Annotated in this window: 10 protein-coding genes; 2 read left to right on the top strand and 8 right to left on the bottom strand. The window is 40.9% G+C overall.

Annotated features, from left to right (window positions below; genetic code table 11):
- The 3 genes from FXN70_RS11185 to FXN70_RS11175 all read right to left on the bottom strand — a co-directional run.
- Positions 1-1,564: ESPR-type extended signal peptide-containing protein (locus tag FXN70_RS11185; protein ID WP_324647546.1), on the bottom strand; the 1,564-nt coding region annotated here is incomplete at its 3' end.
- A 421-nt stretch (positions 1,565-1,985) separates the two neighbouring features.
- Positions 1,986-4,022, bottom strand: coding sequence for a bifunctional diguanylate cyclase/phosphodiesterase (locus tag FXN70_RS11180; protein WP_324647545.1), 2,037 nt, complete (start codon positions 4,020-4,022; stop codon positions 1,986-1,988).
- Positions 4,023-4,285: 263 nt separating this feature from the next.
- Positions 4,286-6,481, bottom strand: coding sequence for a carboxy terminal-processing peptidase (locus FXN70_RS11175; RefSeq protein WP_324647544.1), 2,196 nt, complete (start codon positions 6,479-6,481; stop codon positions 4,286-4,288).
- 237 nt (positions 6,482-6,718) lie between these two features.
- On the opposite strand from FXN70_RS11175, the gene nagZ reads away from it, so the two are divergent.
- Both nagZ and FXN70_RS11165 read left to right on the top strand, forming a co-directional pair.
- On the top strand, positions 6,719-7,741 hold the full coding sequence (nagZ, locus tag FXN70_RS11170) for a beta-N-acetylhexosaminidase (RefSeq protein ID WP_324647543.1): 1,023 nt from the start codon (positions 6,719-6,721) through the stop codon (positions 7,739-7,741).
- Positions 7,742-7,873: 132 nt separating this feature from the next.
- Complete coding sequence (locus tag FXN70_RS11165; RefSeq protein WP_324647542.1) at positions 7,874-9,139, top strand: glutamate-5-semialdehyde dehydrogenase; 1,266 nt, start codon at positions 7,874-7,876, stop codon at positions 9,137-9,139.
- A gap of 123 nt (positions 9,140-9,262) precedes the next feature.
- Here the strand turns inward: FXN70_RS11165 and FXN70_RS11160 are convergent, their stop codons facing one another.
- The 5 genes from FXN70_RS11160 to edd all read right to left on the bottom strand — a co-directional run bounded on the left by FXN70_RS11160 (position 9,263) and on the right by edd (position 15,588).
- Positions 9,263-10,888: an NADP-dependent glyceraldehyde-3-phosphate dehydrogenase gene (locus FXN70_RS11160; protein ID WP_324647541.1), complete on the bottom strand. Its 1,626-nt coding sequence runs from the start codon at positions 10,886-10,888 to the stop codon at positions 9,263-9,265.
- A gap of 145 nt (positions 10,889-11,033) precedes the next feature.
- Positions 11,034-11,546, bottom strand: coding sequence for a gluconokinase (locus tag FXN70_RS11155; protein WP_324647540.1), 513 nt, complete (start codon positions 11,544-11,546; stop codon positions 11,034-11,036).
- Positions 11,547-11,559: 13 nt separating this feature from the next.
- On the bottom strand, positions 11,560-12,918 hold the full coding sequence (locus FXN70_RS11150; RefSeq protein WP_324647539.1) for a gluconate:H+ symporter: 1,359 nt from the start codon (positions 12,916-12,918) through the stop codon (positions 11,560-11,562).
- Between the two features lie 163 nt (positions 12,919-13,081).
- Positions 13,082-13,711 (bottom strand): bifunctional 4-hydroxy-2-oxoglutarate aldolase/2-dehydro-3-deoxy-phosphogluconate aldolase, encoded by a 630-nt coding sequence (gene eda, locus FXN70_RS11145; RefSeq protein ID WP_324647538.1) that lies wholly within the window; start codon positions 13,709-13,711, stop codon positions 13,082-13,084.
- A gap of 35 nt (positions 13,712-13,746) precedes the next feature.
- Positions 13,747-15,588: a phosphogluconate dehydratase gene (gene edd / locus FXN70_RS11140; RefSeq protein WP_324647537.1), complete on the bottom strand. Its 1,842-nt coding sequence runs from the start codon at positions 15,586-15,588 to the stop codon at positions 13,747-13,749.
- Between the last annotated feature and the right edge of the window lie 323 nt (positions 15,589-15,911).

The following is a 15,911-nucleotide window of genomic DNA, read 5'->3' as shown; positions in this document are numbered from 1 at the left end:
ATGCATCGGTTTTGCTGCTTGATGCTGCTGTCGCTGCATCTAACTGACCTTTGTTGATCGCATCGTTTGCATTGACAGCATTCGCGACATTGGTAATCTTTTTACCACCAACATCCAACCCATTTGCTGTACCAGACAAGGTAACTGCATTCGCACCGCTACCTATCGTAGATGTACCAGTAATAATACTATTGCCATTTACTTGCTGGCCAGTTGAAGTTACCGTGCCAGAGAAGTTCGGTGCATCCGCAATTTGGATTGAAATCGAACCTGATTGATCCGTTACTGTTTTGATATTCGCACCGCTAAATGTACCTGAAGTGCTTGCTAAACCACTAATGTTAATATTATTTCCAAGCTTACGAACAACATCAGTTGTATCACCTGATTTTCTAGCATTCCCAGTAAACGTAATTGCTTTATTGACCGCAGTATCTAAACTCGTCAATGCACCACCTACATTATTGCTTGTTACTTTTGTCCCTGTTGATGGATCAGTTGTTAGATTATAACTAGGCGCAGTAATACCTCCTGCACTCGTACCAGCAGCAGCACCACCACCTAAAGCCACAGCTGTATCTGTTGCAACCTTAGCTAGCTCAGTATTTGTATTGAATAATTGACTGCCATTCACTGCATCTGTGCTAGAAGCTATGACCTGACCAGCTGCAACATTTTGTATTTGTCTTTTTACTGTAGCAGAACCAACACTCACCACACCTGTGGCTGCTGTACCTATTGCAGTATAAGATTTTCCATTAATTGTTTGGGGAAGAGCACTATTGACAGAAGCTACTGTGGTTGCATTAGGGCCCAAAGCTATGCTGTCAACAATCGAAGCTTTTGCATTATAACCTACTGCTATAGACTGATCAGCAGAAGCAACTGTTGCATTCGCATTTGTTTCCCCACCACCAATTGCAATCGCATAAGTTCCAGAAGTTTGCCCTAATGTACCAACTCCAGCTAAACCATTTAAACTTGAAGCACCACCACCAATACGTAAAGAACCTTTAGAAGTGCCTGTTTGCCCACCACCTAAACCTAAATTTCCACTATTAACATAGGCATCACCACCCAGTGTTAAACTATTTGAACTGGTACCATTTCCATAAAATAATACTCTTGTAGTTTGAGTAGCCCTATCTGTTGCAATACATGTAGTGTTTGCGTTCCCACCTAGACCCGCATTTGATGGAAGAGACGCTCCTCCTCCCATTACTACACTATTACTAGCACCTGGTGCTCCAGTACCATTATAGTTCCCTAAAAGATTAACTCCATTTTGATCATACGTCCAAGTACAGCCATTATCAGTACCATCATTAATAAAAATGCCTGCCCCTGCGTGGACTAAAGAAGTTGTAAAAGTTCCAGATGCCAAAATAATAAATGACACCATTTTTGTCATTTTAAAAAATCGGCAATTTATTGGTTTCAATTGATGATTACATGGTTGACTCGAAGTCATTGCTGATGATTTGGTTTTTCCTTTTGCTAGTTCAGACACAGCAATCCATGCATTTTGCACACTTGACCAGATCAAGCGATATGTTTTATTCATTGTTTTATACCGTTATTGTGATTTATCTCACAAGAATAAACCAAAATTCTGCAAAAAAAAACAAAAACATGAACCAATTATCAATAATTTTATAATTAATACATTTTATCTCTATATTGAAATAAAACACCAACTAAGAATTGATTTTTTTAAATATATATCAAATACTTAACTGATAAATTAATTTAAATGAGATTTATTTATGCGAGAAAAAGTATAAACTATCGACTTTTTTAGTTGAATTTATGTTCGAAAATACATGAAATTTCATGTAAAATGAATGCTAAGCAATTGAAAATACAGCGCATTAAAGCAACAAAAATACAACGACAAAAAATAAAGTTTTGGGTCATCATATCAAAATTAAGGTTTTATTTTGATTTACACTAGAAACATCTAAAAGGTCGAATGCACGATTATGTTAATTTTGTAATTCAAGCATTTCTTTTGGCATTGGCTTACCCAATAAAAAACCTTGGAATTGCTGGCAACCAAGCATTTTCAGAATTTCAAACTGTGACTCTGTTTCCACACCTTCAGCCGTAACAGCCAAACCCAAACTTTGCGTTAATTGAATTAAACTGGCGAGAACCAGTTCGTCTTTTGAGCCAATTGTTAGGTTGCGAATAAATGCGCGATCAATTTTTAATTCGTTCACAGGCAAATCTTTTAAATATACAAAGCTAGAATGCCCTGTACCAAAGTCATCAATCGAAAGTTTTATACCTAACGCTCGAATCTGCCTAAAAATTTCAATGCTAAACTCAATGTTATGCATTGCCGTACTTTCCGTAATTTCAATAATCAAGTGCTCCGGCCGAATTGCATACCGCTTTATTAACTCTTGTAATCTCGCAATCAGCCCCTTATGTTCAAATTGTACGGCAGATAAATTAATCGAAATTGGATAAAAATTAAGTTTTTTAGAATCCCAATCTTGAAGTTGCCGACATGCTTGCTCCATCACCCAATAACCTAAAGGAACCATCAGCCCTGTTGTTTCAGCAACGGGAATAAACATATTTGGCGCTAACAATCCCAGCTTCGGATGTTGCCAACGAATCAATGCCTCAACACCACAGACCTGTTCATCGACAGTAAATTTTGGTTGATAAAACAAAATAAATTGATCTTCTTCTACTGCACGGAACAAGTCATTAATTAATTTAGATTGATGCCGTTCTTCGTACTGCACTAAATCAAAATTAAACAGATGAAAGGTATTACGCCCTTCAGATTTCGCAGCTAATGTCGCCATGTCTGAATGCATCAAAAGTTCTTGTAATCTTTGCCCATGCTCAGGATACATTGCAATGCCAAGACTTGCGGTAATATTAATATTGCGCCCTGAAATCACAAATGCTCGACTGACTGAATCTAATATTTTTTGTGCAAACTGCTCAGCCTGAACAACAGAACATCGCTCAAAAACGCATAGAAATTCATCACTCCCTATACGAAATAGCGTTTGTTTATTATTCAAAAGTGATGAAACACGACGTGCAAACATAAGCAAGAGTTCATCACCAATTGCATAACCAAAAGCATCATTCACCGCTTTGAAACGATCTAGATTAATACTAATGAAAGCAGCATTTTGTTTATGTAAGCAATGTTCAGCAAATAGTGGCTGTACATAGGCATTCAAGTACATGCGATTTGGCAATAACGTCAGCGTATCGTGTTGCATAAAGTGGGTGAGTTTTTTCTCGCTTGTCCATAACCGATTTTCCAAATGCATTAAACATTTTTCAAACCAAGATAAAAACAATACCATCACCGCGATGAAGCCAATCCCAAGATATGTCCCCCAAGACCAAATACGTGTATTTTCAACCAATAAAAAATGTTGCTGAAAAAGTGCTTCTAAACTTGGCATATAAATAGATTGAATCAATAACAAACTGCAACTTAATAAAAGTGCAATCATCCATCTTATCATCACCAAAGATTGAATTTCCTTGGCTTTAAAAATCAACCATAAAGTCGCCATCATACTGACACTTGCAGATAAAATCGCAACAATCCGTGTTTCCAACAAAGGAACATGAAAAATAGATACCGGCAAAAGTGCGTATGCTGCGAACTCATAACTCGCCCAATAACCACCAGTTAAAATACCCGTTGCCAATAACAATAAGCCTGATGAGAATTGCGCTTGACGAGTAATCCATATCGTAAAAGTAGAAACAGCTAATGCAACCACACATGAGCTAAGCAAGAAGCCAAACTGAATCGTTTGTCCAATGATCATTTGCACAATAAACAAGTTAGCAACCAGAATTGCCCAAATCATTAGGCCAAAAATCATACCGCTACCAAATATTCCTAGAGCAATATGTTGTTTTGTTTTTGTCTTCAATAACAACTGCTGTATCACTATACTGATATAACAAATCAGCGTGACGATGATGATAGAACCGATGACAAAGGTTGCGTCATGCTGAAATATGCTCATTTCATCTTTCCAAAATTCATAGCGCTTATTGTATTGGCCAAATTTAAGTAGAATACTAATTAATATTTTGAATATATATTCGTAACCTTAACACTAAACCCCAAAAATTAAAACTCTATTTTTCTTTTTAAAAACAATGATTAAAACTATAGAGACTCAAAATTATTTTTAAACCATGAAAATTAAGACCAGTTCTGGTGACATTAAAATTCAATTTAATCCATAAAAAAACCTGCTTTAAAAGCAGGTTTTGATAACACAAACTACCGCATCGGTTTTGTTGTTTGCAGCTTCGCATAATCAAGTAATACGTTACTTGCTTCTTGCACAAAGGCTTCGTCCTCTGGCAATGGTGGGCGTTGTGCAGTTTTCATTTTGGCACGTGCTTCGCCTAAACCATCCAACGCAGCCTGATAACTCTCCCAGTTACTATACGGCTTTAAACCTGTTGCTGTACGGCGTTGATTTTCAGCATCTAAGCTTTGTTGCTCTAAACTATGAATCTGTGCTTTACGCTGATCAATATCAAGTACCACACGTTTATCATCATCGGTTTTTTTCGACAATACACGGCGTTTTTCTAAATACGTAAATTGTGGGTCTTTACTCACTCGTTGCTCAGAAAGTTGATCTAAAGCAGAAACATACGGCTGTACCGAACCTTCACGTTTAAACGGTGCAGTTGGTATGGTATCCCACTTCAGTGCATATTTCGCTTTACGTTCGCCAAATTGGTCATTCCAAATATCGACCAATTTTACGTCTGGAATTACACCTTTGTTTTGGGTACTGCCGCCTGTAATGCGATAAAACTTACGTTGCGTTAAGGTTGCTTGGCCATAAGCCAAAGAATCAAGCTGAATTTGCGCTGTACCCTTACCCGTTGTGGTACTGCCAATAATCACACCACGACCATAATCTTGAATTGCAGCAGAGTAAATTTCACTTGCAGATGCCGAAGCCAAATTCACTAAAACTGCCAATGGCCCTGCATAGGTTTGATGCCCACCATCATTGTCTTCAAACACACTGACGTTACCATTACCATCGCGAATTTGAACCACAGGCCCCGACTTAATCACTTGCCCAATCATCTTCGCAACTTCTTCTAAAGAACCGCCTGGATTATTACGTAAGTCGATAATAATTCCTTCTACGTTTTTAGCAGCCAAGCTTTTAAGCGCATTGTTGGTATCATCTGCAACCGAACGATAATCTGCACCATCACGACGGGCACGATAGTTCAAATAAAAAGATGGAATTTCAATTACACCAAAGGTATGCGTTTTACCATCACGAGTAATATTAACTGTTCTTGATTGTACGCCTTGATCATCCTCTTTAATCACATCACGCACCAAAGTCACAACGCGTGCTTGACTCATTGATGCACCCGTACCCAACAATTTTAGGGTAATTTTGGTACCACGTTTACCGCGAATGAGTCCTACAATTTCTTGGCTTGACCAGCCAATCACATCAACCATTTTCTGACCATCTTGGGCCACACCAACAATACGATCCCCCGTTTTGACTTGCCCAGATTTACCCGCAGGGCCACCATCAACAATGGTTTCAATTTTGGTGTAATCTTCATTGCCGCGCTCAGGACGAATCGCAACGCCAATTCCTTCTAACTGCAACGTGGTTTGACGGTTCAATTCCATTGCATCTAAAGGTGGAAAATAATTACTATGCGGGTCATAACTTAAAGTCATCGCATTCAAAATTTTATCGAGCACATCATCGCTTTTCATACGACTAATGCGTTCGAGCTGACGCGTATAACGCTTGGTTAAGGTCTGTTCAGGGGTTAAATCTTCTGAACTCGCTAAGTCTTGACCACTCGCCAAAGATGGATCTTTCTTTAATGCAACTTGTTTGGCTAAATCTTCTTGTTTACTAATGGTTAAATTGATTAGTTGTGACACCAACATTTTACGCCAATACGCTTGTTGTTCCGCAGGTGTTTGGAAATAGGCGGCTTTTTCACGGTCAGTATCAATATAAATATCTTTTTGATGCAAATTTTGTGGCTTTTTCAGCTCTGCAAGCATAAAACGATAAAAATCTTTTAAATGCTCACGGTATTGTGCATGGATGCTATATGCAGGGTCTAAATCGCCGATTTTTAACGCAGCACCTAAATTTGCCCCATATTTATTTTTATAATTGGCAATATCCGATGCTAAAAACATGGTGTGGTCAGGGTCAAGACTGTCTAAATACATCCCTAAAATACGGCTTGACGTTGCCGCATCTAAACGCATATTCAAATAATGTTGACGGTCAATTAACGTTGCCAATTCGCGTGTGACTAATTTTTGCGCCTGTGTCGGCTGTATGTTTTGTACCACAGCTTCGGTGTTGGTTGCAGCAAAGGCTTGGTTAACCGTGTGAGTCAAAAACAAACTACTGGTTGCCAATGCAACTGCACATGCAATTTTTTGAAGTTTCATAGACGAATCATACTTCCTTGGAGTTCACCAAAATTTAGATTACGACGCTTTTTGCGTGGAATAACAGCTTTATCATCTTTCTCATACAAGAAATGTCATGAAGACTGATAAGATTCAATATCTTAATCAAATGATTTATGTTCTGTCGTGTAGTTTTATCATATTCTGTGCTGACAAAATGTAGCAATTCATTGCAAAATCTAAATTATTTCTCAAACTCACTTCACGGAATTCCTTATGATTGGCGCTTTAATGTTAGATATTGCAGGGACAAGTCTCTGCCCTGAAGATATTGCGATTTTACAAGCGCCACAGGTGGGCGGCTTAATTTTATTTGCGCGTAATATTGAATCACCACAGCAAGTCCGCGCGCTCACCAATCATATTCGAAGCATTCGTCCTGAACTTTTAATTGCCGTTGACCAAGAAGGTGGACGTGTCCAACGCTTAAAACAAGGCTTTACACGCTTGCCTGCTATGGGGCATTTTGGCGAATATTATTTAGCACAACCTGAACAAGCCGTTGCATTGGCAGAAAAGTGTGGTTGGTTGATGGCAACCGAAGTTCTTGCAGTGGGAATTGATTTTAGCTTTGCACCTGTATTAGACATTAACGATATTAGTGATGTGATTGGTGACCGAGCATTTTCTAAAAACCTTGAAGATATTCCTGAGCTTGCCCAAGCTTTTATGCAAGGTATGCACAGCGCAGGTATGGCCACCACAGGCAAGCATTTTCCGGGGCATGGCTCAGTCAAAGCCGACTCACATGTAGCTGCCGCAGTAGATATGCGTAGCTACCAAGACATTTATGATAAAGATATGCAAAGCTTCATTCAGCTCATGTCTGAATTAGATGCAGTCATGCCCGCCCATGTGATTTACCCACAAGTCGACTCGAATCCTGCTGGTTTTTCTCGCTATTGGATTCAAGAAATCTTACGCAAACAATTACAGTTTAACGGTGTTTTATTTTCTGATGATTTAACCATGCAAGCCGCTTGTGTTGCAGGTGGTGCAGATGCACGAATCCAAGCTGCATTAGCAGCAGGTTGCGATATGGGTTTGGTGTGCAATGACCGAGAAGCGGCAATTCTGGCTCTAAAAGGTATTGAAAACTTACCATTACCAGACCAAAACCGCTTAGAACGGATGCGTGGCAAAATCCCAAATATTGAAATTACAGAACAATTAAGCTTAGGTGAAAAATGGCAAAGCGTTAAAGCTGAGATTGAACAATTTAAACAAAGCTTTGCTTAATTTTATTGCATCACAACCTAAAGCCAGCATCAACGATGTTGGCTTTATTTTTAGCAAAACATCTGTAAATAGTTCAATTTCACAGCATAGACTGTTACTATCAAAGCTATCTTATTCATGATTTTAGCCAAGATGCAACAGTCAATCGAACAATACATGCATAACGTTGGACAGCAGGCACGTGAAGCATCACAAGTGCTCGCAAGTGCATCAACACAGCTTAAAAACGCTGCACTACAAGCCATTTATGATTGCTTAAACGCACAGCAAGACGCAATTTTAGCTGCCAACCAAATTGACATGAACAATGGGCGTGAAAAACAACTTGATAGCGCCTTACTCGATCGACTAGAGCTCAACCCCGCACGCTTTGCCGGTATGTTACAAGGTTTAAAAGATGTGATGACGTTAGTTGATCCGATTGGTGAGATTACAGACTTAGCCTATCGACCATCGGGCATCCAACTTGGAAAAATGCGTGTCCCGTTGGGTGTTGTGGGCATGATTTACGAATCACGTCCGAATGTGACCTTAGAGGCTGCATCTTTGGCCATTAAATCGGGCAATGCCATTATTTTACGGGGTGGTTCAGAAGCCATTAATGCCAACCAAGCCATTGCAACTGCAATTCAGCAAGGCTTGCAACAAGCAGGCTTACCTGAACATGCCGTACAAGTAATTGCGACGGCAGACCGCGCTGCTGTTGGGCAACTGATTACATTAACTGAATTTGTCGATGTGATTATTCCACGTGGTGGCAAAAGTTTGATTGAACGCATCACTCAAGAAGCACGCATTCCTGTGATTAAACATTTAGATGGCAATTGCCATGTCTATGTCGATGCACAAGCAGATTTAACCAAAGCACTGAACATTGCCTTTAATGCCAAAACCCATCGCTATGGGGTGTGCAATGCCATGGAAAGCTTATTGGTGCACCAAGCGGTTGCAGAAGAGTTTTTACCACAAATTGCCGAGCGTTATGCTACCAAACAGCTTGAACTACGTGGCTGTGATGCGGTTAAAGCGATCTTGGGCGATCACATCATCACCGCAACTGAAGATGATTGGTATACCGAATATCTAGGGCCTATTTTAGCCATTAAAATTGTAGCAGATATGGATGAAGCGATTCGCCATATCAACAAATATGGCTCGCACCATACCGATGCGATTGTGACAGAAAACTACACCCTTGCACGCCAATTTTTGGCTCGAGTAGACTCAAGCTCAGTGATGATTAACGCATCAACCCGTTTTGCCGATGGTTTTGAATATGGCTTAGGTGCAGAAATTGGTATTTCAACTGACAAAATTCATGCCCGTGGCCCTGTGGGCTTAGAAGGTTTAACTTCACAAAAGTGGATTGTGTTTGGCGATGGTCAAATTCGCCATTAAGCCATGAAATAATACGTGATTTAAATAAAAATGCCTGAACAATTTCAGGCATTTTTATTTGATGATGCAAAGTTTCAGTCATAAAAAAACCAGCCCAAAGGCTGGTTTTTTTAAAATACAAACTTAGAAAATGAAGTCGGTATTCACAAATGTAGAATAATGCTCAGACACCATAGAGGCCAACAAACCTTTATTGTCATCTGTCTGTTTGGTTGCAATCATTGAACGAATAGAGAAAGCACGCAGTGCGTCATGCACTGACAATGTCCCTTCTGCAGAGTCTTTACGACCACCAAATGGGAACACGTCTGGACCACGTTGACATTGTGCATTAATATTCACACGACAAACCTGATGAACTAATGGGTCAACCAAACGACCGATTTGCTCAGCATCACTACCAAAAATACTCACCTGCTGACCATGATCAGACGTTGTCACATAATCAAGTACCGTTTCAACATCATCATAAACACAGATTGGCACAACTGGACCAAACTGCTCTTCACGATACAGTCTCATCTCTTCTGTTACAGGGTAAACCACTGCTGGATAGAACATGGTTTTGCAATGTTCACCACCTTCTGGGTTAACTACTTTAGCGCCTTTCGCCACGGCATCGTCAATCACTTCTGTCATGTAAGCAGTACGGTGCAGACCTGGTAATGGCGTAATAAAGACACCTGGCTCCCACGGCATACCTACTTTGAGTTTCGCCAATTCAGTGGTTAAACGCTTGGTAAATTCATCGGCAATTGAACGATGTACCATTAACATTTTAAGCGCAGTACAACGCTGACCATTAAACGATAATGAACCAAGCAGACATTCTTTAACGGTTAAATCTAAGTCAGCATCTGGTAAAACAATCGCCGCATTTTTTGCATCTAGTCCCAAAATTGCACGTAGACGGTGAGATTTAGGATGTTGCTTTTTCAAGTAATCGGCAACTTTACTTGAACCAATCAACGCCAATACGTTAACTTTTCCAGAGGCCAACATATGCGGTACAACCAATGAACCTGGTGCATAAATCGTATTGATCACCCCTTTAGGGAATGAGTCACGGAATGCTTCTAACAATGGTTCAAACAATAAAGTACCAAATTGAGGTGGCTTAAAGACAATAGTATTACCCATCAGCATTGCAGGAATTAAAGTTGCAAAAGTTTCATTGAGTGGGTAGTTGTATGGCCCCATACACAACACCACACCTAGTGGTGTACGACGGATTTGACCAATTGTGCCTTCAGCCATTACAAAGCGTGAGTTGGCATTATCAAGGTCTTTGAGTGCATCAATGGTTTGACGCATATACGTCACAGTACGATCAAATTCTTTTTCAGAATCGGCCAAACTTTTGCCAATTTCCCACATGATCAGCTTAACAATCAAATCACGTTGTTTCACCATGCGCTGAATGAAATTCTGCATACACTCAATACGCTCAACAACTTTCATCATTGGCCATTCACCACGACCATTGTTGTAAGCACGCACCGCAGCATCTAATGCTTCGTCACTTTCTTTTTCGCCCATGAATGGATAACTACCAAGCTCAACTTGCGCCAAGCTACCATCAGGTTGCTGTGCACAAATTGGAGATAATGTGGTCTTGGTTTCACCTGTCCATTCCTTCAACTCACCATCCACCAATGAAACACGTTGATGAATTTGAGGAACACGCATATTTTCGGGAATAGCGTCTACTGCGGGAAACTTTTGTTGCAAATTATTTGAATCGCCCATTGTTGTTATCTCCAATTGTTTATATATCCAAACCTTAACGACTCCGTTCAGGTCTAACTTGTGTAACTCCAGTTATAAACTGGCATTGATTTGGCTCGAACTTTAGGTCACGAGCCATTAAAACTTCTCGTGTTTATGTATCGAATTAATTCTGACATACACGATGATTCATGCCGAGTTGCTGCGTGATTTGCTCAACAATCTGTTTTGGTGTAAGCGCAATATCAGCAATAATCGCTTCATTTAAGTCTGGCTCTTCCAACGTATCGAGCTGCGTTTGTAACAATGAAGGATCGAAGAAATGATCTTCTCGTTCAGCAAGACGTTGCTGCAATAACTCAAATGAACCTTTTAAATAGATAAACTGCACATTTCCATCACTACCACGGAGAATATCGCGATACATTCGTTTGAGCGAAGAACAAGTAAACACTGCTGTTTGACCTAATTGTTGTTTTTCTTCAATGGCCTGACGAATTGCCTGCAACCACGGCAAACGGTCTTCATCAGTTAAAGGAATACCTTGGCTCATCTTGCTTTTATTCGCCGCCGAATGAAAGCTATCGCCATCAATAAACTCACACGCAAAATGCTCTGACAGTAACTCACCAATTAATGATTTACCTGTTCCACAAACACCCATTGCAATCACAATCATGGAGATTCACCTTTTATAACATAGTGCTAAGTAATAGCGTGAAAGATAGGCCCAATACGGAAATAATGGTTTCCAGTACAGACCAAGTTTTGAGTGTTTGCCCCACCGTCATACCAAAGTATTCTTTGATAAGCCAAAAGCCTGCATCATTGACATGTGAGAAAATTAATGACCCTGCACCTGTGGCAAGCACCAAGAGTTCTGGGCGTACAGCAACACCCGCTGTAGCGGCAATCGGTGCCACAATGCTACATGCCGTGGTCATCGCAACCGTGGCGGAACCTGTTGCCAAGCGAATTAATGCAGCAACTAACCAGCCTAACAATAACGGAGATAAATTGACCTTTAATGCCGTAGCTACAATCTCGTTAGAAATGCCCGCGTCACGTAAAATACCGCCAAAACCGCCGCCAGCACCAACAATGAGCATAATGCCTGCAATAGAAGCTAAACAGCCACCACAGAACTTTTCAATTTGTTCGCGATTAAATCCTTGCATCGTACCAAAAGTCACAAAACTCACCAGTACCGCAATGAGCAAGGCAATATCAGAAGTTCCAATAAAACGCAGTACATCGTTTGCAAAAGTCTTTGGTGTAAAGAAAAGATCGGCCCAACTTCCGACCAACATTAATGCGACAGGCAATAAAATAGTGAATAACGTAATCCCAAAACTAGGTAACTCACGTGTTCTATTCGCATCTGCATCAACAAATTGCTGTGCTAATGGATTATTTTCAGGCAATTTGACATATTTATTGATCCAAAGTGCATACACAGGGCCTGCAACAATAGCGGTTGGAATACCCACTAATAGGCTGTAAGCAATGGTTTTACCAATATCGGCATGATATGCCTGTACCGCCAACAAAGCAGCTGGATGTGGTGGAATTAAACCATGTACAACAGATAACCCTGCCACCATAGGTAAACCTACCACCAGTAATGACTTACCTGTTTTTTTCGCAATATTAAAAGCAATAGGAATGAGTAGTACAAAGCCGACTTCAAAAAATACAGGAAGTCCAACAATAAGAGCAATACACATCATGGCCCAATGAATATGCTTTTCACCAAACCATTTAATTAATGTAATCGCAATACGTTCTGCACCACCCGACTCGGCCATCATTTTGCCGAGCATCGTACCAAGCGCAATCACAATAGCAAGGTGACCCAAGGTCTTCCCTGTACCCGCTTCGTATGATTTAACAATATCGCCCATTGGCATCCCAACGGCTAACGCTAAGCCGAGAGAGACAATGATCAGCACCAGAAATGGATAAATTCTGAACTTCGCAATCATTACCACCAAAGCAATAATCGCAATAATCGTATAAATCAGCAACATGCCGCCCTGAACGGTCTCCATGTGGCACTTCTCCTTGGCATAATCCAATTTGGACAAACCGCCCAAACGAGTGTCTTCAATTTGTGAAAGGCTCACACTGAAGACACTATTTTCCATCCTTAAATGTGATCAATATTTTATGATCACGTTGACGCAATATTTGAAAACTTCTTAAAAGTGATCGTTATTCAGCACGTAATTGACTGGCTATTTGTGCCAAACGGGTAATTTCAGCCCAATCTTGTGCAGCAACTGCCTGTTTAGGGGTTAACCATGAACCACCCACACAGACAACATTCGGTTGCTTTAAGAAATCTGGTGCTGTCGCTGCGGTAATGCCACCCGTTGGGCAAAAACGTAAGTTCGGGAATGGACCATAAAATGCCTGAAGCATTGGCACGCCACCCGCTTGTTGCGCAGGGAAGAATTTTACAATGTCATAACCCAGTTCAATCGCTTGGATTAAATCACTTGGGGTCATCACGCCAGGTAATAGCGGCAAACCTGCATCCTGAGCTGCCAAATGTAAATCTCTGGTTAAACCTGGAGATACACCAAATTTTGCACCTGCTTTTTTCGCTTGAGCACAGTGCTCTGGCTTGGTAATGGTGCCCACACCCACCACAATATCATCCGCCAATTGGCTGGCACGCTCAATCGCAGCAAGACCTGCTGCTGTACGCAAGGTGATTTCAAGCACTTTTACACCACCTGCATGCAGTGCACGTGAAACATGCTCACCTTGTTCTGCCGAATCAAATGCCAATACTGGAATGACAGGCCCTAATCCAACTACATCTTCAATCTTGATCATTACTTTTTATCCCTATTTATTATTTCAGCCTGACGTTAAGCGTCTTCGCCAACCAAAGAACCAAATACCGAAGCGCCATGCTCAGCGGGTGCAGCCGCAGAACGGAATACACCAAATAATTCACGACCAAAACCAACTTCATTTTCTGCTTGATGCTCTGGTTGTGCCACAGGACGTGACTGCCACACTTGTTCATCTAGCTCAATGTCAAGAATTCCCGCTTCGGCATCCACGACCAACATATCGCCTGTTTGGACTTTGGCAATTGGGCCATTTAACAATGCTTCAGGCGATAAATGAATTACAGCAGGTACTTTACCCGATGCACCCGACATACGTCCGTCTGTGACTAAAGCCACTTTAAAGCCTTGATCTTGTAACACACCCAACACAGGGGTTAAACGATGTAGTTCTGGCATACCATTGGCACGTGCGCCTTGGAAACGAACCACTGCAATAAAGTCTCGGTGTAATTCACCACGGTCAAAGGCAGCTTGTACAGCTTCTTGCGAATCAAACACAATGGCAGGGGCTTTAACTTTACGATGTTCAGGGGCAACAGCAGAAACTTTGATTACACCACGGCCTAAACGACCTTGCATTAAGCGTAAACCACCATCTGCCTGAAAAGGTGCATCAATGCTACGTAATACTTTGTCATCAAGGCTATGTTCAACAGCATCAACCCAAGTCAGCTTGCCATCAATTAGTTTTGGCTCTTTGGTGTAATGTTGTAATCCTTTTCCAGCGACCGTTGTCACATCGTTATGCAACAAACCAGCTTCAAGCAAATTACGAATTAAGAAGGCAACACCACCGGCAGCCTGAAAATGGTTCACATCTGCTTTGCCATTTGGATAAATTTTGGCAAGCAATGGTACGACCGTAGATAATTCATCAAAGTCATCCCAATCAATCAAAATACCTGCCGCACGCGCAATAGCAACAAGGTGTAAGGTATGATTGGTTGAACCGCCTGTGGCAAGTAACGCCACAATGCCATTAATCACTGCTTTTTCATCAACAACATGACCAATTGGCGTGTAATTTCCACGCTCAACGGTTAAATCAAGTACACGAATAGCAGCTTCTTTGGTCAGTGCATCACGTAATGGCGTATTCGGATGGACAAATGCAGCACTTGGCAAGTGTAAACCCATAATTTCCATGAGCATTTGATTACTATTTGCTGTGCCATAGAATGTACAGGTTCCTTGCCCATGATAAGCAGCTGACTCAGCTTCTAGCAATACATCACGCCCGACTTGACCTGTTGCAAATTGCTGACGAATCTTGGCTTTATCATCATTCGACAAACCACTGGTCATTGGGCCCGCAGGTACAAAAATAGTCGGTAAATAACCAAACTGTAATGCACCAATTAATAGCCCCGGTACAATTTTGTCGCACACGCCCAAGCACAGTGCCGCGTCAAACATGTTATGCGACAGCGCAATGGCGGTACTCATAGCAATGGTTTCACGCGAGAATAATGACAATTCCATACCTGCATTACCTTGGGTAATGCCGTCACACATCGCAGGAACACCACCTGCAAATTGTGCAATACCGCCATTTTCTCGCGCCGCTATTTTAATTAAATCTGGCGCTGTTTTATAAGGTGCATGTGCCGAAAGCATTTCATTATATGAAGATACAATACCAATATTAGGCTCGCGACCCACTTTAATAATGAGTTTTTCAGGATCATCCATACTGGCAAAACCATGCGCCAAATTGGCACATGAAAGCGCACCACGAGCAGGAAATTTACCTTGTGCATGTTCAATACGTTGTAAATATGCAGCACGAGTTTTTTGACTCCGTGCGATGATGCGTTCGGTAACTTTTACCAATATAGGATTCGGCAAGTCCATGCTAGACGCTCCTTTAAACCGGATAGCCGGCAAAACAAAATAAACCAAATGATGTCATGACCATTTGAAAAAGAATCAATAATCTTATTTAGGCAAGAAGCGACATGCAGCCTTAGTCAATACAGATTAAAATAGCCTGAAAACATACTTTAAATGGGATAGAGAAATTGGATAATTAAATCAAAGACTCGTGCCTATATAACGATGCTCAAAACTGGTTTTTAAACCTACAGTAAGATTATCGTAATATCAATACCAAGAAATACATTTAAAATAAACCTACCGAACAATTGTACAAAATAAAAACTAATTTTACTGTAAAT

Origin of the sequence: Acinetobacter sp. MD2, assembly GCF_035615575.1 — a bacterium.
Taxonomy (GTDB): domain Bacteria; phylum Pseudomonadota; class Gammaproteobacteria; order Pseudomonadales; family Moraxellaceae; genus Acinetobacter.
Note: the sequence above shows the minus strand (reverse complement) of the source record. Positions and strands in the feature narration are given on the sequence as shown.

Bases quoted from the DNA above. Each gene is read 5' to 3' on its own strand.
- FXN70_RS11180 (WP_324647545.1), bottom strand. From the start codon at position 4,022: ATGAGCATATTTCAGCATGACGCAACCTTTGTCATCGGTTCTATCATC.
- FXN70_RS11175 (WP_324647544.1), bottom strand. From the start codon at position 6,481: ATGAAACTTCAAAAAATTGCATGTGCAGTTGCATTGGCAACCAGTAGT.
- nagZ (WP_324647543.1), top strand. From the start codon at position 6,719: ATGATTGGCGCTTTAATGTTAGATATTGCAGGGACAAGTCTCTGCCCT.
- FXN70_RS11165 (WP_324647542.1), top strand. From the start codon at position 7,874: ATGCAACAGTCAATCGAACAATACATGCATAACGTTGGACAGCAGGCA.
- FXN70_RS11160 (WP_324647541.1), bottom strand. From the start codon at position 10,888: ATGGGCGATTCAAATAATTTGCAACAAAAGTTTCCCGCAGTAGACGCT.
- FXN70_RS11155 (WP_324647540.1), bottom strand. From the start codon at position 11,546: ATGATTGTGATTGCAATGGGTGTTTGTGGAACAGGTAAATCATTAATT.
- FXN70_RS11150 (WP_324647539.1), bottom strand. From the start codon at position 12,918: ATGGAGACCGTTCAGGGCGGCATGTTGCTGATTTATACGATTATTGCG.
- eda (WP_324647538.1), bottom strand. From the start codon at position 13,711: ATGATCAAGATTGAAGATGTAGTTGGATTAGGGCCTGTCATTCCAGTA.
- edd (WP_324647537.1), bottom strand. From the start codon at position 15,588: ATGGACTTGCCGAATCCTATATTGGTAAAAGTTACCGAACGCATCATC.